This is a genomic window from Streptomyces sp. NPDC093094, from assembly GCF_044754345.1.
In the GTDB taxonomy this organism is placed as follows: Bacteria; Actinomycetota; Actinomycetes; order Streptomycetales; family Streptomycetaceae; genus Streptomyces.
Genome location: NZ_JBIVOX010000015.1, coordinates 153,700 through 176,982 on the forward strand (window position 1 = coordinate 153,700; position 23,283 = coordinate 176,982).

Annotated in this window: 23 protein-coding genes; 18 read left to right on the top strand and 5 right to left on the bottom strand. The window is 72.5% G+C overall.

Annotated elements, in window-relative coordinates; all coding sequences use genetic code 11:
- Positions 1-61 precede the first annotated feature (61 nt).
- From ACIQGV_RS29075 to ACIQGV_RS29110, 8 genes are all read left to right on the top strand, one after another.
- Complete coding sequence (locus ACIQGV_RS29075) at positions 62-1,993, top strand: acyl-CoA dehydrogenase family protein (protein WP_402499373.1); 1,932 nt, start codon at positions 62-64, stop codon at positions 1,991-1,993.
- 72 nt (positions 1,994-2,065) lie between these two features.
- Positions 2,066-3,322: a 1-deoxy-D-xylulose-5-phosphate reductoisomerase gene (gene dxr, locus ACIQGV_RS29080; protein WP_402499375.1), complete on the top strand. Its 1,257-nt coding sequence runs from the start codon at positions 2,066-2,068 to the stop codon at positions 3,320-3,322.
- An 8-nt stretch (positions 3,323-3,330) separates the two neighbouring features.
- Positions 3,331-4,623 carry a M50 family metallopeptidase gene (locus ACIQGV_RS29085; protein WP_402499471.1) on the top strand — a complete coding sequence of 431 codons (1,293 nt, stop codon included), beginning with the start codon at positions 3,331-3,333 and terminating at the stop codon, positions 4,621-4,623.
- A gap of 214 nt (positions 4,624-4,837) precedes the next feature.
- Positions 4,838-5,995, top strand: coding sequence for a flavodoxin-dependent (E)-4-hydroxy-3-methylbut-2-enyl-diphosphate synthase (ispG, locus tag ACIQGV_RS29090; protein ID WP_402499378.1), 1,158 nt, complete (start codon positions 4,838-4,840; stop codon positions 5,993-5,995).
- Between the two features lie 131 nt (positions 5,996-6,126).
- A complete protein-coding gene (locus ACIQGV_RS29095; protein ID WP_402499380.1) occupies positions 6,127-6,690 on the top strand; it encodes a GNAT family N-acetyltransferase in 564 nt (187 codons plus the stop codon).
- Between the two features lie 102 nt (positions 6,691-6,792).
- Complete coding sequence (locus tag ACIQGV_RS29100; protein ID WP_402499383.1) at positions 6,793-7,641, top strand: GNAT family N-acetyltransferase; 849 nt, start codon at positions 6,793-6,795, stop codon at positions 7,639-7,641.
- 38 nt (positions 7,642-7,679) lie between these two features.
- On the top strand, positions 7,680-8,210 hold the full coding sequence (locus tag ACIQGV_RS29105) for a GNAT family N-acetyltransferase (RefSeq protein ID WP_402499385.1): 531 nt from the start codon (positions 7,680-7,682) through the stop codon (positions 8,208-8,210).
- A 73-nt stretch (positions 8,211-8,283) separates the two neighbouring features.
- On the top strand, positions 8,284-9,984 hold the full coding sequence (locus tag ACIQGV_RS29110; RefSeq protein WP_402499388.1) for a proline--tRNA ligase: 1,701 nt from the start codon (positions 8,284-8,286) through the stop codon (positions 9,982-9,984).
- 76 nt (positions 9,985-10,060) lie between these two features.
- On the opposite strand, the gene ACIQGV_RS29115 is transcribed toward ACIQGV_RS29110, so the two are convergent.
- Complete coding sequence (locus tag ACIQGV_RS29115; RefSeq protein WP_402499391.1) at positions 10,061-10,288, bottom strand: hypothetical protein; 228 nt, start codon at positions 10,286-10,288, stop codon at positions 10,061-10,063.
- Positions 10,289-10,478: 190 nt separating this feature from the next.
- Positions 10,479-10,901, bottom strand: coding sequence for a helix-turn-helix domain-containing protein (locus ACIQGV_RS29120; RefSeq protein WP_402499395.1), 423 nt, complete (start codon positions 10,899-10,901; stop codon positions 10,479-10,481).
- A 293-nt stretch (positions 10,902-11,194) separates the two neighbouring features.
- Here ACIQGV_RS29120 and ACIQGV_RS29125 point away from each other — a divergent pair, with 293 nt between their 5' ends.
- Genes ACIQGV_RS29125 through ACIQGV_RS29135 form a run of 3 tightly spaced genes read left to right on the top strand, consistent with a single transcriptional unit; the run spans position 11,195 to position 13,736 of the window.
- The gene (locus ACIQGV_RS29125; RefSeq protein WP_402499398.1) at positions 11,195-11,809 is read left to right on the top strand and encodes an RNA polymerase sigma factor; all 615 of its coding nucleotides are present in this window, start codon (positions 11,195-11,197) and stop codon (positions 11,807-11,809) included.
- A complete protein-coding gene (locus tag ACIQGV_RS29130) occupies positions 11,806-12,618 on the top strand; it encodes a BN159_2729 family protein (RefSeq protein ID WP_402499401.1) in 813 nt (270 codons plus the stop codon). Before ACIQGV_RS29125 ends, ACIQGV_RS29130 begins: the two co-directional genes overlap by 4 nt.
- Entirely contained in the window at positions 12,615-13,736 is a 1,122-nt protein-coding gene (locus ACIQGV_RS29135) for a WhiB family transcriptional regulator (RefSeq protein WP_402499403.1), read from the top strand. The genes ACIQGV_RS29130 and ACIQGV_RS29135 overlap by 4 nt, the downstream gene beginning before the upstream one ends.
- Positions 13,737-13,930: 194 nt before the next feature.
- On the opposite strand, the gene ACIQGV_RS29140 is transcribed toward ACIQGV_RS29135, so the two are convergent.
- Genes ACIQGV_RS29140 through ACIQGV_RS29150 form a run of 3 tightly spaced genes read right to left on the bottom strand, consistent with a single transcriptional unit; the run spans position 13,931 to position 15,920 of the window.
- Positions 13,931-14,830 (bottom strand): aminoglycoside phosphotransferase family protein, encoded by a 900-nt coding sequence (locus tag ACIQGV_RS29140; protein ID WP_402499406.1) that lies wholly within the window; start codon positions 14,828-14,830, stop codon positions 13,931-13,933.
- Between the two features lie 32 nt (positions 14,831-14,862).
- On the bottom strand, positions 14,863-15,324 hold the full coding sequence (locus ACIQGV_RS29145; RefSeq protein ID WP_402499408.1) for a ferritin-like domain-containing protein: 462 nt from the start codon (positions 15,322-15,324) through the stop codon (positions 14,863-14,865).
- Entirely contained in the window at positions 15,321-15,920 is a 600-nt protein-coding gene (locus tag ACIQGV_RS29150; RefSeq protein WP_402499411.1) for a hypothetical protein, read from the bottom strand. The genes ACIQGV_RS29145 and ACIQGV_RS29150 overlap by 4 nt, the downstream gene beginning before the upstream one ends.
- A gap of 294 nt (positions 15,921-16,214) precedes the next feature.
- Here ACIQGV_RS29150 and rimP point away from each other — a divergent pair, with 294 nt between their 5' ends.
- From rimP to truB, 7 genes are all read left to right on the top strand, one after another.
- Entirely contained in the window at positions 16,215-16,724 is a 510-nt protein-coding gene (gene rimP, locus ACIQGV_RS29155; protein WP_402499414.1) for a ribosome maturation factor RimP, read from the top strand.
- 2 nt (positions 16,725-16,726) lie between these two features.
- Positions 16,727-17,713: a transcription termination factor NusA gene (nusA, locus tag ACIQGV_RS29160; RefSeq protein WP_402499416.1), complete on the top strand. Its 987-nt coding sequence runs from the start codon at positions 16,727-16,729 to the stop codon at positions 17,711-17,713.
- A 103-nt stretch (positions 17,714-17,816) separates the two neighbouring features.
- Positions 17,817-18,113: a YlxR family protein gene (locus ACIQGV_RS29165; protein ID WP_402499418.1), complete on the top strand. Its 297-nt coding sequence runs from the start codon at positions 17,817-17,819 to the stop codon at positions 18,111-18,113.
- Positions 18,114-18,258: 145 nt separating this feature from the next.
- On the top strand, positions 18,259-21,330 hold the full coding sequence (infB, locus tag ACIQGV_RS29170) for a translation initiation factor IF-2 (protein ID WP_402499420.1): 3,072 nt from the start codon (positions 18,259-18,261) through the stop codon (positions 21,328-21,330).
- Positions 21,331-21,458: 128 nt separating this feature from the next.
- Positions 21,459-21,752 carry a DUF503 domain-containing protein gene (locus tag ACIQGV_RS29175; protein ID WP_402499422.1) on the top strand — a complete coding sequence of 98 codons (294 nt, stop codon included), beginning with the start codon at positions 21,459-21,461 and terminating at the stop codon, positions 21,750-21,752.
- 33 nt (positions 21,753-21,785) lie between these two features.
- A complete protein-coding gene (gene rbfA, locus ACIQGV_RS29180; protein ID WP_402499424.1) occupies positions 21,786-22,241 on the top strand; it encodes a 30S ribosome-binding factor RbfA in 456 nt (151 codons plus the stop codon).
- Positions 22,238-23,143: a tRNA pseudouridine(55) synthase TruB gene (gene truB / locus ACIQGV_RS29185; RefSeq protein WP_402499426.1), complete on the top strand. Its 906-nt coding sequence runs from the start codon at positions 22,238-22,240 to the stop codon at positions 23,141-23,143. The genes rbfA and truB overlap by 4 nt, the downstream gene beginning before the upstream one ends.
- The last annotated feature ends 140 nt before the right edge of the window (positions 23,144-23,283 follow it).

A 23,283-nucleotide genomic window follows, 5' to 3' on the forward strand; every position in this document is an offset into this window, starting at 1 on the left:
CGGTAGCACCGATCAGTGACGGACGGTCCCCAAGATCCCTCTTCGCGGCGAGGTGAGCCTCATGTCCGCTGCAACACCCCCACGTACCGTGACCGAGCGCGAGGCCCGCCAGGTCGCGGAGGCGGCCAGGGAACAGGACTGGCGCAAGCCCAGCTTCGCCAAGGAACTCTTCCTCGGGCGCCTGCGCCTCGACCTCATCCACCCCCACCCGCTGCCCGCCGCCGAGGACGCCCGGCGCGGCGAGGAGTTCCTCGCCAAGCTCCGCGACTTCTGCGAGACGGAGATCGACGCGGCGGCCGTCGAACGCGACGCCCGCATCCCCGACGAGGTCGTCGACGGCCTCAAGGAACTCGGCGCGCTCGGCATGAAGATCGACCCCAGGTACGGCGGCCTCGGCCTCACCCAGGTCTACTACAACAAGGCCCTCGCCCTGGTCGGCTCCGTCAGCCCGGCGATCGGCGCGCTGCTCAGCGCCCACCAGTCCATCGGGGTGCCCCAGCCGCTGAAGATCTTCGGCACCCAGGAGCAGAAGGACGCCTTCCTGCCCCGCTGCGCCCGCACCGACATCTCCGCCTTCCTCCTCACCGAGCCCGACGTCGGATCCGACCCGGCCCGCCTCGCCACCACGGCCGTGCCCGACGGCGACACCTATGTGCTCGACGGGGTGAAACTCTGGACCACCAACGGAGTCGTCGCCGATCTCCTCGTCGTCATGGCCCGTGTGCCGAAGTCGCAGGGCCACAAGGGCGGCATCACCGCCTTCGTCGTCGAGGCCGCCTCCGAGGGCATCACCGTGGAGAACCGCAACGCCTTCATGGGACTGCGCGGCCTGGAGAACGGTGTCACCCGCTTCCACCGGGTCCGGGTCCCCGCGGCGAACCGCATCGGCGCCGAGGGCGCGGGCCTGAAGATCGCCCTGACCACCCTCAACACCGGCAGGCTCTCCCTGCCCGCGATGTGCGTGGGCGCGGGCAAGTGGTGCCTGAAGATCGCCCGCGAATGGTCCGCGGTCCGCGAGCAGTGGGGCAGGCCGGTCGCCCTGCACGAGGCCGTCGGCTCGAAGATCAGCTTCATCGCGGCGACCACCTTCGCCCTGGAGGCGGTCCTGGACCTGTCCTCCCAGATGGCCGACGAGGACCGCAACGACATCCGCATCGAGGCCGCCCTCGCCAAGCTCTACGGCTCCGAGATGGCCTGCCTGATGGCCGACGAGCTGGTCCAGATCCGCGGCGGCCGCGGCTTCGAGACCGCCGAGTCCCTGCGGGCCCGCGGCGAGCGGGCCGTCCCGGCCGAGCAGATGCTGCGCGACCTGCGCATCAACCGCATCTTCGAGGGCTCCACCGAGATCATGCACCTGCTCATCGCCCGTGAGGCCGTCGACGCCCACCTCAGCGTCGCCGGCGACCTCATCGACCCCGAGAAGTCCCTCCAGGACAAGGCCAGGGCGGGCATGGGCGCCGGTGTCTTCTACGCCAAGTGGCTGCCCCGGCTGGTCGCGGGCCCCGGCCAGCTCCCGGCGGCCTACGGCGAGTTCCGCCACGAGGTCGACCTGTCCGGCCACCTCCGCTACGTCGAACGCCACGCCCGCAGACTCGCCCGCTCCACCTTCTACGCCATGTCCCGCTGGCAGGGCCGCATGGAGACCAAGCAGGGCTTCCTCGGCCGGATCGTCGACATCGGGGCGGAACTCTTCGCCATGAGCGCCGCCTGCGTCCGCGCCGAACTGCTGCGCCGCGGCGACGACCACGGCCGCGAGGCGTACCAGCTCGCCGACGCCTTCTGCCACCAGGCCCGCATCCGCGTCGACGAACTCTTCGACCGTCTGTGGAAGAACACCGACGACCTCGACCGCAAGGTCGTCAAGGGCGTCCTGACCGGCACCTACACATGGCTGGAGGAGGGCATTCTGGACCCGTCCGACGACGGTCCGTGGATCGCCGACGCCACGCCCGGGCCCGCGACCCGGGAGAACGTCCGCCGCTCCATCAGGTGAGCGGCCCCGGGGTGCCCCCGTGCGGGGGGCACCCTGTCCGCGCGTCCGTCGCCAGCGGCCACAATGGGGGGCATGAGCGACAGCCCAGCCCCCCTCGCCGACCCGCATCTCGTCTACGACCCCGTCGTGGGAGGCGGGCCCAAGGACGTGGTCATCCTCGGCTCGACCGGTTCGATCGGCACCCAGGCCATCGACCTCGTCCTGCGCAATCCCGACCGTTTCCGGGTGAGCGCCCTGTCCGCCAACGGCGGCCGGGTCGCCCTGCTCGCCGAGCAGGCCCGCCGGCTGCGGGTGGGGACCGTGGCGGTGGCCCGCGAGGACGTCGTCCCGGCACTGCGGGACGCCCTCGTCGCCGAGTACGGGGCGGGCGAGCCGCTGCCCGAGATCCTCGCCGGACCGCAGGCGGCCACCGACGTCGCCGCCTCCGACTGCCACACCGTGCTCAACGGCATCACCGGCTCCATCGGTCTCGCCCCCACCCTCGCCGCGCTGGAGGCGGGCCGCACCCTCGCGCTCGCCAACAAGGAGTCGCTCATCGTCGGCGGCCCGCTGGTCAAGGAGCGCGCGAAGCCGGGCCAGATCATCCCGGTCGACTCCGAGCACGCCGCCCTCTTCCAGGCCCTCGCCGCCGGCACCCGCGCCGACGTCCGCAAGCTCGTCGTCACCGCCTCCGGCGGCCCCTTCCGCGGCCGCACGAAGGAACAGCTCGCGCACGTGACCGTCGAGGACGCCCTCGCGCACCCCACCTGGGCCATGGGCCCGGTCATCACGATCAACTCCGCGACCCTCGTCAACAAGGGCCTGGAGGTCATCGAGGCGCACCTCCTCTACGACATTCCCTTCGACCGCATTGAGGTCGTCGTCCATCCCCAGTCGTATGTTCACTCGATGGTGGAGTTCACGGACGGATCGACCCTGGCGCAGGCCACGCCCCCCGACATGCGTGGCCCGATCGCCGTCGGCCTCGGCTGGCCGGAGCGCGTGCCCGACGCCGCGCCCGCGTTCGACTGGAGCACGGCCTCGACGTGGGAGTTCTTCCCGCTCGACAACGAGGCGTTCCCGTCGGTGAACCTCGCCCGGCACGTGGGCGAGCTCGCGGGCACCGCCCCGGCGGTGTTCAATGCCGCCAACGAGGAGTGCGTGGGGGCCTTCCGGGCCGGCGCGCTGCCCTTCAACGGGATCATGGAGACCGTCACCCGGGTCGTCGAGGAGCACGGCACCCCGGGGACGGGAACCTCACTGACCGTGTCGGACGTCCTCGAAGCGGAGACCTGGGCCCGCGCACGCGCCCGGGAACTGACGGCACAGACGGCGGAGGCCCGTGCATGACGACCCTGATGTTCATCCTCGGCATAGTGGTCTTCGCGGTCGGCCTGCTCTTCTCGATCGCGTGGCACGAGCTGGGCCACCTGTCCACGGCCAAGCTGTTCGGCATCCGGGTGCCGCAGTACATGGTCGGCTTCGGCCCGACCGTCTGGTCGAGGAACAAGGGCGAGACCGAGTACGGCGTCAAGGCGATCCCGTTCGGCGGCTACATCCGTATGATCGGCATGTTCCCGCCCGGCCCCGACGGCAGGCTGGAGGCCCGCTCCACCTCCCCGTGGCGCGGCATGATCGAGGACGCCCGCTCGGCCGCCTTCGAGGAGCTCAAGCCGGGTGACGAGAACCGCCTCTTCTACACGCGCAAGCCGTGGAAGCGCGTCATCGTGATGTTCGCGGGTCCGTTCATGAACCTCGTCCTCGCGGTCGGCCTGTTCCTCACCGTGCTGATGGGCTTCGGCATCCAGCAGCAGACCACCACCGTCAGCTCGGTCTCCCCGTGCGTCATCGCGCAGACCGAGAAGCGCGACGAGTGCAAGAAGGCCGACCCGGCCTCCCCGGCGGCCGCCGCCGGAATGAAGGCCGGGGACAGGATCGTCGCCTTCGACGGCCGGCGCACCGACGACTGGAACACCCTCTCCGACCTCATCCGCGACAGCGCCGGCAAGGAGGTGGCGATCGTCGTCGAGCGCGGCGGCCAGGAGCGCACCCTGCACGCGAAGATCGCGACCAACCTCGTCACCAAGAAGGACTCCAGCGGCGCCTACGTCCAGGGCGAGTACATCAAGGCGGGCTTCCTCGGCTTCAGCGCCGCCGAGGGCGTCGTCACCCTGGGCCTCGGCGACTCCGTGACCTGGATGGGCGACCGGGTCGGCGACGCCGTCGACTCCCTCGTCGCGCTGCCCTCCAAGATCCCCGCCCTGTGGGACGCCGCCTTCGGCGACGGACCGCGCGAGCAGGACTCCCCGATGGGCATCGTCGGCGCGGCCCGGGTCGGCGGCGAGATCGCCACCCTCGACATCCCGGCCTCCCAGCAGCTCGCCATGTTCGTGTTCCTGCTGGCCGGCTTCAACCTCTCCCTGTTCCTGTTCAACATGCTCCCGCTGCTGCCGCTGGACGGCGGCCACATCGCGGGCGCCCTGTGGGAGTCGCTGCGCCGCAACACCGCCAAGGTGCTGCGCCGCCCCGACCCCGGCCCGTTCGACGTGGCCAAGCTGATGCCGGTCGCCTACGTGGTCGCCGGGATCTTCATCTGCTTCACGGTGCTGGTCCTGATCGCGGACGTGGTCAACCCGGTCAGAATCTCGTAGGACGGCGGCAGGACACCCGCGGTTCACGGCGGCCGGGCACCCTGGGTGCCCGGCCGCCTTCCATCGGGTGGTTTACCCGCGGCGGGGCCGCCCCGCCGAGCGCATTCGCGGTGGGGGAGTGATCGGCCCGTGCCGGGTGCCGTAACCTCGAAGACCGGAGCCCGCCGCGGATACGGGTCCGGACCTTGATCCACGACATGGGGTTGCACAGCAGATGACTGCGATTTCTCTCGGCATGCCGTCCGTTCCGACCAGGCTCGCCGAGCGCCGCAAGAGCCGGCAGATCCAGGTCGGTTCCGTGGCGGTCGGTGGCGACGCCCCGGTCTCGGTGCAGTCGATGACGACGACCCGTACGTCGGACATCGGTGCCACGCTCCAGCAGATCGCGGAGCTGACGGCGTCGGGCTGCCAGATCGTGCGGGTGGCCTGCCCGACGCAGGACGACGCCGACGCGCTGGCCACGATCGCCCGCAAGTCGCAGATCCCGGTGATCGCCGACATCCACTTCCAGCCGAAGTACGTGTTCGCGGCGATCGAGGCGGGCTGTGCGGCGGTGCGGGTGAACCCGGGCAACATCAAGCAGTTCGACGACAAGGTCAGGGAGATCGCGCGGGCGGCGAAGGACCACGGCACGCCGATCCGTATCGGTGTCAACGCGGGTTCGCTGGACCGGCGGCTGCTCCAGAAGTACGGCAGGGCGACCCCGGAGGCGCTGGTGGAGTCGGCACTGTGGGAGGCGTCGCTGTTCGAGGAGCACGGCTTCCGCGACATCAAGATCTCGGTCAAGCACAACGACCCGGTGATCATGATCGAGGCGTACAAGCAGCTCGCCGCCCAGTGTGATTATCCGCTGCACCTGGGTGTCACCGAGGCGGGTCCCGCCTTCCAGGGCACGATCAAGTCGGCGGTGGCGTTCGGGGCGCTGCTGAGCCAGGGCATCGGTGACACCATCCGGGTCTCGCTGTCGGCGCCGCCGGCGGAGGAGGTCAAGGTGGGGCTGCAGATCCTGGAGTCCCTCAACCTCAAGCAGCGGGGTCTGGAGATCGTCTCCTGTCCGTCCTGCGGCCGGGCCCAGGTGGATGTGTACAAGCTGGCCGAGGAGGTCACGGCGGGTCTGACGGGCATGGAGGTCCCCCTGCGGGTCGCGGTGATGGGCTGTGTCGTCAACGGTCCCGGTGAGGCCCGGGAGGCCGACCTCGGGGTCGCCTCCGGCAACGGCAAGGGCCAGATCTTCGTCAAGGGCGAGGTCATCAAGACCGTCCCCGAGTCCAAGATCGTGGAGACCCTCATCGAGGAGGCCATGAAGCTGGCCGAGCAGATGGAGGCCGACGGCATCGGCTCCGGCGAGCCCTCGGTGTCCGTGGCGGGCTGACACCCACGGCCGCGTCGGCGGGCCGACGACACGGTCCCCGCGGGAGACCGCCCGGCGGCCCGCCGGGCGCAGCGGGCTCCCCGCGGGGTAATCCGATCGCGTCGCGCGGGCCGGTGAGGTTGGCTCGTCCCATGCCCGAGCTGCGTACCGAACGACTGATCCTCCGCTCCTGGCGGGAGACCGACCTCGACCCGTGGGCGGCGCTCAACGCCGACCCGCAGGTGCGGGAGCACTTCCCCGGACTCCTCGACCGGGAGCGGAGCGACGCCTCCGTCGCCCGTTTCCAGGCCGACCTCGACGAACGCGGCTGGGGCTGGTGGGCCGTGGAGGTCGCCGCCACCGGGGAGTTCGCCGGCTTCGCCGGCCTGGACCCCGTCGACGACGGCATGCCGTTCACCGGCGTGGAGGCGGGCTGGCGGCTGGCCCGCGCCGCCTGGGGCCACGGCTATGCCACGGAGGCCGCCCGCGCCGCGCTCGCCTTCGGCTTCGGCCGCCTCGCCCTGCCCGAGATCCTCGCCGTGACCACCGAGGCCAACCACCGCTCCCGGGCCGTGATGGACCGCCTCGGCATGACCCACGACGAGGCCGGGGACTTCGACGACCCGGCCGTCCCGCAGGGCCCGCTGCGCCGGGGCGTGGTGTACCGGCTGGAGCGCGGCCGATGGCTCGCGGGCCCCGGCCCGTCCGGTGGCTGAGGACAGGTGCCGGAAGGGATGCCGGACCGCACGAGGCTCCGCCGTCCGGCTTCCGCGGGTACAGTGCGGAGACCAGCAGATCCGAGCGTGAGGCCCCCGCACGTGTTGACCCAGACCACCTCCCGGGTCCTCGAACCGAGTGACCTGGACGCCGCCCTCGCCGTCCTCGGCCGAGAGCCCGTGGCGAACGCCTTCGTCACCTCCCGGGTCCAGGTCGCGGGCCTGGACCCGTGGCGCCTGGGCGGCGAGATGTGGGGCTGGTACGAGGACGGCATGCTCACGTCCCTGTGCTACGCGGGCGCCAACCTGGTTCCCATCTGCGCCGGTCCCCGCGCGATCCGCGCCTTCGCCGACCGAGCCCGCCGGGCCGGCCGCCGCTGCTCCTCCATCGTCGGCCCCGCCGAGCCCACCGCCGAGCTGTGGCGTCTGCTCGAACCGCACTGGGGACCCGCCCGCGACATCCGCGCCCGCCAGCCCCTGATGGTCACCGACCGCATGCCGGCCGGCGTCGCCCCGGACCCCCGCGTCCGGCGCGTCCGCAAGGACGAGATGGAGGCGATCATGCCGGCCTGTGTCGCCATGTTCACCGAGGAGGTCGGTGTCTCCCCGCTGGCCGGCGACGGCGGCCTCCTCTACCAGGCCCGGGTCGCCGAACTCGTCGGCACCGGCCGTTCCTTCGCCCGTCTCGACGACGACGGCAAGGTCATGTTCAAGGCGGAGATCGGCGCCGCGACCGGCAGCGCCTGCCAGATCCAGGGCGTCTGGGTGGCCCCCGAGCACCGGGGCAGGGGCATCGCGGCCCCGGGCATGGCGGCGGTCCTGCGCTACGCCCTCACGGACGTGGCCCCGGTCGTCAGCCTCTACGTCAACGACTTCAACACGGCGGCGAGAAGGACGTACACCCGGGTGGGCTTCGAAGAGGTGGGCGCGTTCATGAGCGTGCTGTTCTAGCGCGCTGTCCGGGGGAGGGCGACCTGTAGTCTCCCGGCATGGACCTCGCCATCGCGCCCCTGGACCTCGCAGCCCACGTGGACGAGGCCCTGGCGGTACAGGCCGTCGCCTTCGGACTGGACGCGGACGAGGTGGCCGTACGCCGGCAGATCGTCCTGCGCCATATGACGTATCCCGGCGCCAGGGCCCTCGGTGCCACCTCCAGGGGCGCCCTGATCGGCTTCGTCTACGGCATGCCCAACGACCGCACCCACTGGTGGTCCACCGTCGTGGAGCCCTACCTCCGCGCCGAGGGGAACGAGCCGTGGCTCGACGGCTCCTTCGTCATCACGGAACTCCACGTCCACCCGGCCCACCAGAACCGCGGTGTCGGCCGGACCCTGATCACCAGGATGACCGACGCCGCCGCCGAGCCGCGCAGCATCCTCTCCGCGATCGACACCGACAGCCCCGCCCGCGGCCTGTACCACTCCCTCGGCTACGTCGACCTCGCCCGCCGCGTCCACTTCCCGAGCGCCCCCAAGCCGTACGCCGTGATGGGCGCCCCTCTCCCGCTGCGCCGCCGCTAACCGATTTCCGCAGCCCCCCACCGCCCGGCTAACCTCCTAGCCATAACCCACACCCGGCAGGAGTTCGAGAACCATGGCCAACGCACCGGTCCAGCGCATGTCCCAGTTGATGGCGAAGACGCTGCGCGACGACCCGGCGGACGCCGAGGTCCTCAGCCACAAGCTCCTCGTGCGCGCCGGCTACGTCCGCCGCACCGCCGCCGGCATCTGGAGCTGGCTGCCCCTCGGCAAGAAGGTCCTCGCCAACGTCGAGCGCATCGTCCGCGAGGAGATGGACGCCATCGGCGCCCAGGAGGTCTCCCTCCCCGCGCTGCTGCCGCGTGAGCCGTACGAGGCGACCGGCCGCTGGGACGAGTACGGCCAGGAGCTGTTCCGCCTGAAGGACCGCAAGGGCGGCGACTACCTCCTCGGCCCGACCCACGAGGAGATCTTCACCCTGCTGGTGAAGGACCAGTGCTCGTCCTACAAGGACCTGCCGGTCATCCTGTACCAGATCCAGACCAAGTTCCGGGACGAGGCCCGCCCCCGGGCCGGCATCCTGCGCGGCCGTGAGTTCCTCATGAAGGACTCGTACTCCTTCGACCTGGAGGACGAGGGCCTGGCGAAGTCCTACGCCCTGCACCGTGAGGCGTACCGGCGCGTCTTCGAGCGCCTCGGTCTGGACTACCGCATCTGCGCCGCCACCGCGGGCGCGATGGGCGGCTCGAAGTCGGAGGAGTTCCTGGCCCCGGCCGAGGCCGGCGAGGACACCTTCGCCGACTGCCCGAACTGCGACTTCGCCGCGAACACCGAGGCGATCGCCTACGCGCTGAAGCCGGTGGACGGCTCCGCCGTGCCCACCGCGGAGGACATCCCCACCCCGGACACCCCCACCATCGAGACCCTCGCCGCCTCCCTCGGCGTCCCGGCCTCCGCCACGCTGAAGAACCTCCTGGTGAAGGTGGACGGCGAGGTCGTCGCCGTGGGCGTGCCCGGCGACCGCGAGGTCGACCTGGGCAAGGTCGAGGCGCACTTCGCCCCGGCAGCCGTCGAGATGGTCACCGAGGCCGACTTCGCCGAGCGCCCCGACCTGGTCCGCGGCTACGTCGGCCCGCAGGGCCTGGACAAGGTCACCTTCATCGCCGACCCGCGCGTGGCCCCCGGCACCTCCTGGATCACCGGCGCCAACAAGGAGGGCATGCACGCGAAGAACGTGGTCGCGGGCCGTGACTTCGAGGTCGACGCGTACGTCGACGTCGTCGTGGTGCAGGAGGGCGACCCCTGCCCGCAGTGCGGCACCGGCCTGAAGCTGGACCGTGCCATCGAGATCGGCCACATCTTCCAGCTGGGACGCAAGTACGCGGACGCCCTCAAGCTCGACGTGCTCGGCCAGAACGGCAAGCCGGTCCGCGTCACCATGGGTTCCTACGGCATCGGTGTCTCCCGCGCGGTCGCGGCCCTCGCCGAGCAGACCGCCGACGACAAGGGTCTGTGCTGGTCCGCCGAGGTCGCCCCGGCCGACGTCCATGTGGTGGCCGCGGGCAAGGCCCTGCAGACCGAGCTGGCCCTGGACGTCTCCGGCAAGCTCGCCGCGGCGGGCCTGCGGGTCCTCGTCGACGACCGTGCGGGTGTCTCCCCGGGCGTGAAGTTCACCGACTCGGAGCTGATCGGTGTGCCGAAGATCCTCGTGGCCGGCCGTCGCGCGGGAGAGGGGGTCGTCGAGCTGAAGGACCGCCGGACCGGAGAGCGCGAGGAGCTGACCGTGGAAGAGGCGATCGCCCGGCTGACCGCCTGATCCGGCCGGTGTGAACGACGTGGCGCCGCGGGGATTCCCCCGCGGCGGCCGTTTCAGGTGCTTGCGGCCGTCGAGATCAGCAGGCCTCAGCCGCGACGCCGCAGGTGACGAGTTCGGCCGGCAGCTTCACCTGCATGCCGCAGTAGCACAGCAGCAGGTTGCCGGTTCCCTCCGGTGCGCCCAGGTCGATCGTCAGCAGGGCGCGGACTTCTCTGATCACTTCGAACAGGCGGGAACCTCTGGCGACGAGGATGCTGACCTCGTCGGGATCCCATACGACCATGGCCGGCAGATCGGCCGCCACGCAGACGTGGATGCACACAGCTGTCTCCCCAGGGATGCATAACGCGATGCATTGATCCGCTCCGGGAGGTCAGCGGCTGACTGATGGTACCGGGACGCGTGTGCACTGTGGGAGTTTTCGGCAGATTCCGTGAAGCCCGTCCACCGCACCGCATATGCCGGACGGTCGCGCCCGACGCCGATGCTCCAGGTCAGCCGATCCGGCTGACCTGGAGCATCGCCTCCGCGTCCTTGATCAGCGCCCGCTGCCGTTCCTCCGGCAATTGCCGGTAGAGCTTCAGCAGCCGCGCCTCGCGCTCGTCCCGGCTGGGTCCGGGCACGGGCCGGCCGACGGCCTCGAAGAACTCGCGGGGTGTGGTGCGCACGCCCCAGCGCCGGAACACCTCGACCATGGCCCGCAGGCGCTCGGGGTCGATCCGGGACGTACCGCGCGTCCGGTTCATCCAGGCGTTGAGAGTCGGATACGAAACGCCCGCCTCCGTCGCCAGGTCCTTCTGGGTCCGCCCCTGGCTCGCCGAGAGGAGCCGCGTGAGCAGGCTCGACAGATCCTCGCCCTGATGGGTGGGATCGTCGCCTGCTTCAGGCTCTGCGGGTGGTGTCGGCTGGGTCGTCACACGTCAGAGGATCCGGCATGCGTATCTACATGCGCAAGTAGATTGCAGATTGATGACGCAGTTGACACGATATGCATCTACCTGAAGACTGTAGATATCTCCGGGAGTCGGGGCCGGCGCACCTCCTGCCGCCGCACCGCCGACGGGTGTTCCGGCGGCGCACGGGGCGTGATCGCCGTCCCGGACCGCGGATCACCCTTTCTTTGTACCCCACAAATCTACATCTACACGAATATCGCAGATTCGGGGACCGACGATCCCCGAAGCATCACGAGGCCCGAGGAGTACCGATCTTGTCCGCACCGACCTTGTCCACCACTACGTCACCGGCCGGCGTCCGGACCGTGCCCGCCGGCCCGGAGCCCGCGTTAGTCGCACGGGCCCGCGAGGGCGACCGGGAGGCGTTCGCCCTCCTGTACCGCGAGCACTACCGCGGGGTGTACCGGTATCTGCTGTTCCGCACCCGTGACCGGCATCTGGCCGAGGACCTGGCCCAGGAGGTGTTCGTCCGCGCGCTGCGGGGCATCGGCGGATTCGCCTGGCAGGGCAGCGCGTTCGCCGCGTGGCTGACCACCATCGCCCGCAACCTGTACCTGGACGAACTGGGCCGCAGCCGCACCCGCAGGGAGACCCCGGTCGCCGAGCCCCACGACCCGGTGCGGCGGGCCTGCGGCGCCGACTCCCCGCCCGTGCGCGAACTGGAGGCCGTCGAGGCGTGCGAGGCGGTCCAGCGGGCGCTGATGACCCTCAGCCCGCCCCAGCGCCACTGCCTCGAACTGCGTTTCCTCGGCGAGCTGTCGCCCGAGGAGACGGCGCGGGAGATGGGCCGGACCGTCGGCGCCGTACGGGCCCTCACGCACCGCGCGATGCGGCAGCTGCGGTGGACGGTCGGGGCGGTGCCGGCATGAGCGAGGATCTCTCCACGGCCGACGGCGCGGCCCCCGGGCCCGGGGCGTCCGGCGTGCTGCTGCACCGCGGGGCCGACGGCGGCTGGTCCCGCACCCGGCCCGATCTGACCGACCTGGAACGTCAGGCGCTCGCCTGGGACGTCGCCTGCCGCCGCGCCCGGCGTGCCGCCGAGACCCTCGCGCGGGAACTCGACGGGCACCCCGCGGTGGTGGGCGTCAAGGCCGACCGCGACCGGGTGCGGGTCCTGCTCCACGTCCGGGACCTGGCCGAATGGGCGCAGTGGTGCGCGTACTTCGGACTCACCGCCGCCGGCGAACGGCTCCACCCGCGCGTCCTCGCCGGTGAGGGATGGCGCTTCGGCGTGCGCACCTCGGTCCTGGGCCGCACCGCCCGGCCGCCCGTGTCCGAGGGGGAGACGGGGGCGGCGGTCCCGGCTGCCGGGCGCAGGAGGGCGGCCACGGGAGTCGCGCTCGGCAGGACGACCGCGGGGGCCCCGGGGGCCGTGCTCGGGAAGGCCGGCCGGGAGGCGGGCGGGGTCGTGCTCGGGAAGGCCGGCCGGGAGGCGGGCGGGGCCGTACGGGAGAAACGATTGTTCCGTCTCGACGGGGCCGTCTACGACCTCACGCTCCCGTATCGCGACGCCCACGGGGACGTCTGGTACTTCCAGGGAGAGCAGAACGCCGACGGCATGCCCCTGATGTCGCTGGACGGCCGCCCGGAGCGCTGCTCGCTCGCCAACGTGGCCGCCTACGCGGGCCCGTTGACCCCGGTCCGCCGGACCGCGCCGGGCGGGAGAACCTTCCGGTGAGCGCGCCCGCCGTCGGCACCCGGGGACGTGAGTGGGAGCGCAGCGCGGCCTGTCTGCACCAGGACGCGGAACTCTGGTTCGCCGACCGCACGCGCGACCGGGCCATCGCCGCCTGCCAGGCGTGCCCCGTCCTGCAGCCGTGCCGGGAGGCCGTGCTGAAACGCGAGGAGGGGCTGGCCAAGTGCCAGCGCAGCGGGATCATAGCCGGGCTCACCGGAGCCCAGCGGTACGCCCTGGAGCGCGCCGGACGCCAGCAGCCCCGGCCGCCGGGCGCCGAGGCCGCTCCCGACATGGTTCCCCGGGCGGGCGGCCGCCCGAGGGGGGAGCCCGCGCCCTGCGGCACCCGGGCGGCCTACCAGCGGCACCTGCGCAGGGACGAGCCGGTCGACGACGCGTGCCGCGCGGCCAACGCCCGTGGCGCCGGGCGCTACCGCCGTACGGGTTCCACGCGGGGCAAGCCCAAGGGACCCGGGCCGCCGGACCGCCCGCCGACCCGGGCCCACGGCAGCACGCCCACCGACTCGAACACCGCATGGGAGCCATGCATGCCCGTACTTCCCGAGGACTCCCCACCCGGCGCGTCCGCGTCCGGCCGCCCGCGTCCGCGGGCGCGTCCGGGCCTCGGCGCCGGCGTCCTCGCCGTCCGCCGCCTCCTGATCCGCCCCGCCGCCCGGCTGCGCGAGGCGGCCTCCCGGCGGCGTCTGGAGTCCGAACTGGCCGTCAGCAGAGGGGAGGTGACGCGCTGGAAACTCCACGCCGACTCCTACGCGCAGGAGTTCGGCCGCATCAGCCGCGAGCGCGCGCACCTGCTGGCCTGGCTGGCGGCCCTGCATCCCGCGAGCGCCGTCCTCACCCCGGCCGGCGGAACCGAGCACCACGGCACCCACCGCCTGCGCCTGACGGCCGGCGGACTCCAGATGTCCTGGCTCGTCCCGTCCGCCGACCTCGCGCTGTTCGAGCACGTGCCGTACGCGGAGCCCGTACCGGGCCGGCGGATCCGGCACGCCGACGAGTCCACCGCGGACCAGGACGCGCACATCCGCCGGCACACGCACCTGCTGGCGCTCGAGGGCCATCTGCTCGGCGCGCACCCCGCGGACCGGCCGCCCGGGACCTGAGCGGGCCGGGCGGCCGGTCCGCCCGGCCCCGCACATGAGACTCCGGTCGGCAAGCTCGGGAGGCACGCCGGCCGGCCCACCGCGCCCTCCGTCACCGAGACGGGCGGAGGGCGCGGCACTCCGCCGCCGTCACGGCCTTCCGCCGCCGCGGCACCTGCCGTGCGCCCGGCCCCGTCGCCCGGCCGGGGGTGTTCCTACAGCCAGCCCGCGAACTCCAGCAGGAGCTCCGCATCCCTCGGCCGGCCCACGCGAAGGGCCCTCACGCCCGACTCGACGGCACGGAACAGCGTCCAGCCCCGCAGCCGCTCCTGGTCCACGTCCAGCGACTCCGCGAGCCGCTTCACCCGGCGCCGGGTCGTCGCCGCACCCGACGGGGAGGCGATCAGGTCCTCCACCCGGTCCCGGACCAGCCGGGCCAGATCGAAGGCGCACTCGCCGACCACCGGGTCCGGTCCGACCGCCAGCCACGGCGTCCGCTCGCCGGCCAGCACCTTGGACTGCCGGAACGTGCCGTGCAGCAGCCGGTGTTCGGGCGGCGCCGCCAGCAGTTCCGCACGCACCCCGAGCGCCGCGTCGACCAGCGGCACCAGCTCGGCGTCGGCGTCCGCGCCGGCCCGCAGGGCCAGGGCCTGCCGGCCCGTCCGCTCCGCGACCGTCTCGAAGACGGGCCCCTCGGGCGGCGGGGTCCACAGCCGGCGCAGCGTGCCCGCGGCCTCCAGCAGGGCCTTCGCCTCCGGCAGCGACCGCACGGAGACATCCGGGTGCAGCCGCTCCAGCAGCAGGACGCCCTCGGCCCCGTCGTCCTCCAGCAGCGCCACGGCGCCCCGGCCGGCCCAGTGCGCCAGCGCGGCCCGCTCGCTGTGCGGACGCGCCCGCGGCGGGGCCAGTTTGAGCACCGCGGGCGTCCCGTCGGCCCGCCGCACCAGCACGACGAGGCTGCTGCGCCCGCCGGGCACCTGCACCCGGTCCACGGTCAACTCGCGTGCGGCGACCGCCCGGTGAAGAGCCTCGGGCAGCTTCTCCAGCCAGTCGTCGCCGTCCGGCGCACTCTCACCGAGCGCCCTGACCAGACGCCGCGGCGGTTCGAAAGCCATGCGCGAGTTGTCCCTTCCCCTACGTCCACGTCCTACGCGGTGGGCGAGGCCGGTGCCGTGGCCGCCCGCTCGGCGAGCCCAGGGAAGGCTACGCTCCCGCCGCGCCAGCGCACCGCCCGCACCGCGGCTTCCCGCAGTGCCTCGGCGGCCGCGGCCCGGCGCTCGCCCGTCGAGGCCCGCACCAGGTCCGAGTAGACCCCGGCCACACGGTCCTCCAGTTCGGCGGCGAGCCCCACCGCCGACTCCGAGTCGGTCACCGCGAACGGCAGCGCGTACGCGGCCGCCGCCGCGACGGGCTCGCCGCCCAGGTCCCGCACCTCGCGGGCCAGCGTGTCGCGCCGGGCGCGATGGGCGTCGTAGGCCCCGCGGGCCTCGGTGCGGCGGCCCTCGCGGATCCGGCCGCCGACCACGCCGTAGCCGTAGACCGCCGCGTGCTCGGCGGCCAGCGCCGCCTGGAGCTCCGTCAGCGCGGCCTTCTTCTTCGCCTCGGTCATGCGTCGTCCTCCGTCGGCGCCAGGGTCAGCAGATACGCGTGGGCGGCCCCGGCCGCGGCCACGGACGCCAGCAGTCTGGCGAGTTCCCCCGGCGCCTCGACCAGGGCGGCGGCACGCCGGTCCGCGAGTGCCCGCTCGGCGGCGGCCAGCTCCGCGAGGGCGTCCTTCGGGGCGGCGGGCACGGGAGCCGGCGCGGACGGCGAGGGCGACCCGGGCGGTGCGGACGACGCGGGCGGTGCGGACGACGCGGAGGGCGAGGGCGGCACGGAAGCCGGGGCGGAGGGCTTCGGGGAGTGCCCCGCGCCCCCGAAGGCCGCCGTGTGCCGCACGGTCTCCTCCCGCAGCGGCCCCAGCCGCTCCGCCAGCGCCGGGTGCGCCGCGACGACGGCGTCGTAGCGCTCCACCAGCGCCGCGCTGTCCCGGGCGGCACGCGCGCGGGTCCGCTCACCGGGCGACGGGCTGCCGCCGCCCGTGACCTTCTCCCGGGGCTCGGTGCCGGAGGAGCAGCCCGCCGCGAGCAGACCACCGGCGGCGGAGACGAGCAGGGTCCTTCTGCGCGTCCCCGAGGGGATGCGCGGCGGCGGGGAAGACGGCACGGCGGTGTTCCTCGGGGGCTCGAACGAACAGACGTGATCACGGTACCCGCGGCGCCGCCCGACGCGGGCAACCGGCTCGTCGGACGGCGCATCCGAGGGGCGCGGCACCGGCTCCGGGTCCCCGCGGAGCCGGCCGCCCCCGTTCCGCGCGCGCCGCGGGACCCCGGCCGTCCGGGTGTGCGGGCGCCTCCGCCCGGCGGCCCGTGGACGGCAACACACCCCGCGACCCGATACCCTTTGATCCAGACACGCGACCCATCCCACAACAGCACACGCGGCCGAGGAGTCACCCGGATGAGCACGACCCAGAGCGAGAGGCTGCGAGAACTTCTGGAGCCGCTCGTCACCTCCCAGGGCCTCGATCTCGAAGAGATCGCCGTGGACTCCGTCGGACGCAAGCGGGTGCTGCGCGTCGTCGTCGACTCGGACGAGGGCGCGGATCTGGACGCCATCGCCGATGTGAGCCGAGCGCTCTCGGCGAAGCTCGACGAGAGCAACGCGATGGGCGACGCGGCCTACGACCTGGAGGTCGGCACCCCCGGCGCGGAGCGCGCGCTCACCGAGCACCGGCACTACGTGCGCGCAGCGGACCGGCTGGTGAAGTTCCAGCTGGCCGACGACGGCGAACTGGTCGCCCGGATCCTCTCGGTGGACGAGGACGGTCTGGACGTCGAGGTGCCCGGGGTGAAGGGACGCAAGGCCACCACCCGCCGGCTCGGCTTCCCGGAGATCGCCAGGGCGCGCGTGCAGGTCGAGTTCAACCGCAAGGACAAGAAGGACATGAAGGAAGAGGAGGAGGCGTAGCCGTGGACATCGACATGAGCGCCCTGCGGGGCTTGGTCAGGGAGAAGGAGATCTCCTTCCCCCTGCTGGTCGAGGCGATCGAGTCGGCCCTCCTCATCGCCTACCACCGCACCGAGGGAAGCCGCCGTCACGCGCGCGTGGAGCTCAACCGGGAGACCGGTCACGTGACCGTGTGGGCGAAGGAGGACCCGGAGGACATCGAGGAGGGCCAGGAGCCCCGCGAGTTCGACGACACCCCGTCCGGCTTCGGCCGTATCGCCGCCACCACCGCCAAGCAGGTGATCCTGCAGCGGCTGCGCGACGCCGAGGACGACGCCACGCTCGGCGAGTACGCCGGCCGGGAGGGCGACATCGTCACCGGTGTGGTCCAGCAGGGCCGCGACCCGAAGAACGTGCTCGTCGACATCGGCAAGCTGGAGGCCATCCTGCCGGTGCAGGAGCAGGTGCCGGGCGAGAGCTACCCGCACGGCATGCGGCTGCGCAGTTACGTCGTCCGGGTGGCGAAGGGCGTGCGCGGTCCGTCCGTCACCCTTTCGCGCACGCACCCCAGTCTGGTGAAGAAGCTCTTCGCCCTGGAGGTGCCGGAGATCGCGGACGGGTCGGTGGAGATCGCCGCCATCGCGCGCGAGGCCGGCCACCGCACCAAGATCGCCGTACGGTCCACCCGTTCGGGCCTGAACGCCAAGGGCGCCTGCATCGGCCCCATGGGCGGCCGGGTGCGCAACGTGATGGGCGAGCTGAACGGCGAGAAGATCGACATCGTCGACTGGTCGGACGACCCCGCGGAGATGGTGGCCAACGCCCTGTCCCCGGCCCGGGTCTCCAAGGTCGAGGTCGTGGACCTGGCGTCCCGGTCGGCGCGGGTCATCGTGCCGGACTACCAGCTGTCGCTGGCGATCGGCAAGGAAGGCCAGAACGCCCGGCTCGCGGCCCGGCTCACCGGCTGGCGGATCGACATCCGTCCGGACACCGAGCAGCCCGCCGAGTAGGACACGGGAATAGATCCAAGCCGTACGTCGCTTAGATCACGACAACAGCCGTTCGATTCTTGCCCCGAAAGGGTGAGGTCGGCACGGGGAGGTAGACTTAGCTGTGTCTGGCCGGACGCACGCCCGGGCATGCCCTGAACGCACCTGTGTGGGGTGCCGGGAGCGGGCGGCCAAGACCGGTCTGCTGCGCATCGTGGCGATCAAGGACGAATGCGTCCCCGATCCTCGCGGTACGCTGCCCGGCCGGGGTGCCTATGTGCACCCCGCCCTCGTCTGTCTCGACCAGGCGGTCCGCCGCCGGGCGTTCACGCGGGCACTGCGCGCCCCGGGAGCGCTCGACACAAAGGCGTTGCGCCACTACGTCGAGCAGACGACAGTTGCCGAGCAGGCAACACCGTAAGACGCGTCGCACGGAACCCCGTGCGGCCTGGTACCTCGCGAGTCGAAAGCAGGTCGAGATTGCGATGAGCACTCGATGAGTACGCGATGAGTACGCCCATGAACTAGCGACGGTCCGGCCGCAACCCGGACCTCAAAGGAGCGAAGTGGCTAAGGTCCGGGTCTACGAACTCGCCAAGGAGTTCGGTGTGGAGAGCAAGGTCGTCATGGCCAAGCTCCAGGAACTCGGTGAATTCGTCCGATCGGCGTCCTCGACGATCGAGGCGCCCGTTGTGCGCAAACTGACTGACGCCTTCCAGGGCGGCGGCAAGTCCGCCGCGCCCAGGAAGGCCGCCCCCAAGCCCGCCGCGCCCTCTCCGGCGCAGGCGGCCCGTCCGGCTGCTCCGAAGCCGGCGGCCCCCAAGCCCGCTGCTGCGGCCCCGCCCGCGGCTCCGGCGGCCCCCGCGGCTCCCGCCGCGCAGGCGCCCGCTCCCGGTCCGCGTCCGACGCCGGGCCCGAAGCCCGCGCCGCGTCCGGCCCCGGCGGCTCCGGAGTTCACCGCTCCGCCGGCCGCCCCGGCTGCTCCGGCCGCTCAGGCTCCGGCCACCCCCCAGGCCGCGCGTCCCGCGGCCCGTCCGGGTGCCCCGAAGCCCGGTGCCCGTCCGTCCGGCCCCGGTCAGGGCCAGGCGGGTCGTCCGGGCCAGGGTGGTCCCCGTGCCGGTGGCCAGGCCCCCCGTCCGGGCGGTGCCCGTCCGGCCGGTCCGCGTCCGGGCAACAACCCCTTCACCTCCGGCGGCAACGCCGGTATGGCGCGCCCCCAGGCGCCCCGTCCGCAGGGCGCTCCGCGTCCCGGCGGCCAGGGTGCTCCCGGTGGCGGCGGTCCCCGCCCGCAGGCGCCCGGCGCCCAGGGCGGCGGTCCTCGTCCCCAGGCTCCCGGCGGCCCGCGTCCCACTCCGGGCTCCATGCCGCGTCCGCAGGGCGGTCCCCGTCCCGGCGGCGGCCCCGGCGGCCCGCGTCCCAACCCCGGCATGATGCCGCAGCGTCCCGCTGCGGGCCCGCGTCCCGGTGGCGGTGGCCCCGGCGGCCGCGGTCCCGGTGGCGGCGGTCGTCCCGGTGGCGGCGGCGGTCGTCCCGGCGGTGGCGGCGGCTTCGCGGGTCGTCCCGGTGGCGGCGGCTTCGCCGGTCGTCCCGGTGGTCCCGGTGGCGGCGGTGGCGGTTTCGCCGGTCGTCCCGGTGGCCCGGGTGCCGGTGCCGGCGGCGGTGGCCGTCCCGGCTTCGGCGGCCGTCCCGGCGGCCCCGGTGGCCGTGGTGGCACGCAGGGCGCCTTCGGCCGTCCCGGCGGTCCCGCGCGTCGTGGCCGCAAGTCGAAGCGGCAGAGGCGCCAGGAGTACGAGGCCATGCAGGCCCCGTCGGTCGGCGGCGTGATGCTGCCTCGCGGCAACGGCGAGACCATTCGCCTGTCGCGCGGTGCGTCGCTCACCGACTTCGCGGAGAAGATCAACGCCAACCCGGCGTCGCTCGTCGCGGTCATGATGAACCTCGGCGAGATGGTCACCGCGACCCAGTCCGTCTCCGACGAGACCCTCCAGCTCCTCGCGGGCGAGATGAACTACACGGTTCAGATCGTCAGCCCGGAGGAGGAGGACCGCGAGCTGCTCGAGTCCTTCGACATCGAGTTCGGCGAGGACGAGGGCGGCGAGGACGACCTGGTCGTGCGTCCGCCGGTCGTGACCGTCATGGGTCACGTCGACCACGGCAAGACCCGCCTGCTCGACGCCATCCGCAAGACGAACGTCATCGCGGGCGAGGCCGGCGGCATCACCCAGCACATCGGTGCCTACCAGGTCTCCACCGAGGTCAACGAGGAAGAGCGTCGGATCACCTTCATCGACACCCCGGGTCACGAGGCGTTCACCGCCATGCGTGCCCGTGGTGCGAAGTCGACCGACATCGCGATCCTGGTCGTCGCGGCCAACGACGGCGTCATGCCGCAGACGGTCGAGGCGCTCAACCACGCCAAGGCGGCCGACGTCCCGATCGTCGTCGCGGTCAACAAGATCGACGTCGAGGGTGCCGACCCGACCAAGGTGCGCGGTCAGCTGACCGAGTACGGCCTGGTGGCCGAGGAGTACGGCGGCGACACGATGTTCGTCGACATCTCCGCCAAGCAGGGTCTGCACATCGACTCCCTGCTGGAGGCCGTGGTCCTCACCGCCGACGCCTCGCTCGACCTGCGGGCCAACCCGAACCAGGACGCGCAGGGCATCTCGATCGAGTCCCGTCTCGACCGCGGCCGCGGTGCCGTGGCGACGGTCCTCGTCCAGCGAGGCACGCTGCGGGTCGGCGACACGATGGTCGTGGGCGACGCCTACGGCCGTGTGCGCGCCATGCTCGACGACAACGGCAACAACGTCGCCGAGGCCGGCCCGTCGACGCCGGTCCAGGTCCTGGGCCTGACCAACGTCCCGGGTGCGGGCGACAACTTCCTGGTGGTCGACGAGGACCGTACGGCCCGTCAGATCGCCGAGAAGCGCGCCGCCCGTGAGCGCAACGCCGCGTTCGCCAAGCGCACGCGCCGCGTGTCCCTGGAGGACCTGGACAAGGTGCTCAAGGCCGGCGAGGTCCAGCAGCTGAACCTGATCATCAAGGGTGACGCTTCCGGATCCGTCGAGGCCCTGGAGTCCTCCCTGCTCCAGCTGGACGTCGGCGAAGAGGTCGACATCCGCGTCCTGCACCGCGGCGTCGGTGCGGTCACGGAGTCCGACATCGACCTGGCGATGGGCTCGGACGCCATCGTGATCGGCTTCAACGTCCGCGCGGCCGGCCGCGCGGCGCAGATGGCCGAGCGCGAGGGCGTGGACGTCCGGTACTACTCGGTCATCTACCAGGCGATCGAGGAGATCGAGGCGGCCCTCAAGGGCATGCTCAAGCCGGAGTACGAAGAGGTCGAGCTCGGCACGGCGGAGATCCGCGAGGTCTTCAAGTCGTCCAAGCTGGGCAACATCGCCGGTGTCCTCATCCGCTCGGGCGAGGTCAAGCGCAACACCAAGGCACGCCTCATCCGCGACGGCAAGGTGGTCGCGGAGAACCTCAACATCGAGGGCCTGCGTCGCTTCAAGGACGACGTCACCGAGATCCGCGAAGGCTACGAGGGCGGTATCAACCTCGGCAACTTCAACGACATCAAGGTCGACGACGTCATCGCGACGTACGAGATGCGCGAGAAGCCGCGCGCGTGACCTGACACGCGACCGGGGCCGGTCGGCGGGAGTTATTTCCGTCGATCGGCCCCGGCCGTTGCGTGTACGGTTCCCGTATCGGCGCAACCGCGCCCGTACCCCGAACCGGCGGGACATCCGGAACACACATGTATGTGGGGACTCTGTCCTTCGACCTGCTCCTCGGCGACGTCCACTCGCTGAAGGAGAAACGCTCTCTCGTCCGTCCGATCGTGGCCGAACTCCAGCGCAAGTACGCGGTGAGCGTGGCGGAGACGGGCAACCAGGACCTCCACCGCAGGGCCGAGATCGGGCTCGCGTTCGTCTCCGGGGACACCGGACACCTCACCGAGGTGCTCGACCGCTGCGAGCGCCTGGTCGCCGCACGGCCCGAGGTGGAGCTGCTCTCGGTTCGACGCAGGCTCCACAGCGACGAAGACTGAAGCAAGAAGCAAGAAACCTAAGGAGACGGACCAGTGGCCGACAACGCGCGGGCTAAGAGGCTGGCGGACCTCATCCGAGAGGTGGTGGCCCAGAAGCTGCAGCGCGGGATCAAGGACCCGCGGCTCGGCTCGCACGTCACCATCACGGACACCCGGGTCACCGGAGATCTGCGGGAGGCGACCGTCTTCTACACCGTGTACGGGGACGACGAGGAGCGGGCCGCGGCCGCCGCCGGACTGGAGAGCGCCAAGGGCATCCTGCGCTCCGAGGTCGGCCGGGCCGCGGGCGTGAAGTTCACGCCGACGCTGACCTTCGTCGCCGACGCCCTGCCGGACACCGCACGCACCATCGAGGACCTCCTCGACAAGGCGCGTCAGTCCGACGCCAAGGTGCGCGAGGCATCGGCGGGAGCCGCGTACGCCGGTGAGGCCGACCCGTACCGCAAGCCGGACGCCGACGAGGACGAGACGGACGACGCCGCCGAATGACCCAGAAGCACACCACGCCCGACGGCCTTGTCATCGTCGACAAGCCGTCGGGCTTCACCTCGCACGACGTCGTCGCCAAGATGCGCGGCATCGCCCGCACCCGCCGCGTCGGCCACGCCGGAACGCTCGACCCCATGGCGACGGGCGTCCTCGTCCTCGGCGTGGAACGCGCCACCAAGCTCCTCGGGCACCTCGCGCTGACCGAGAAGGAGTACCTGGGCACGATCCGCCTGGGCCAGACGACCGTCACCGACGACGCCGAGGGCGAGATCACGGGGTCGTCCGACGCCTCGAAGGTCACCCGGGAGGCCGTCGACGCCGGGATCGCCAAGCTCACCGGCGCCATCATGCAGGTGCCCTCCAAGGTCAGCGCCATCAAGATCAACGGCGTGCGCTCCTACAAACGGGCGCGCGACGGCGAGGACTTCGAGATCCCGGCCCGCCCGGTCACCGTCTCGTCGTTCGCCGTGTACGACGTCCGGGAGGCCGTCGCCGAGGACGGCACGCCCGTCCTGGACCTGGTCGTCTCGGTGGTCTGCTCCTCCGGCACCTACATCCGCGCCCTCGCCCGTGACCTGGGCGCCGACCTCGGCGTGGGCGGCCACCTCACCGCACTGCGCCGCACCCGTGTCGGCCCCTACAAGCTGGACACGGCGAAGACGCTGGAGCAGCTCCAGGCCGGACTGACGGTGATGCCGGTCGCGGAGGCCGCCGCGGCCGCGTTCCCGCGCTGGGACATCGAGGCCAGGCGGGCCCGGCTGCTCGTCAACGGCGTACGGCTGGAGATGCCCGACGAGTACACCGACTCCGGCCCCGTCGCCGTGTTCGGACCCGAGGGCGACCTCCTCGCGCTCGTCGAGGCGCACAAGGGGAAGGCCAAGAGCCTCGCGGTCTTCGGCTGACGCCGGCCGCGCTCCGCCCGTGGAGCGGCGAACACGGGGCATCCACTGCCGCCGCTCCACGGTCCCCCCTCGGTTCCCCCACCCCTAGGGTTATCCAGCCGGCCCCGTCCCTTCACCCGTCCGGGCAGGCGCTCGGAGTG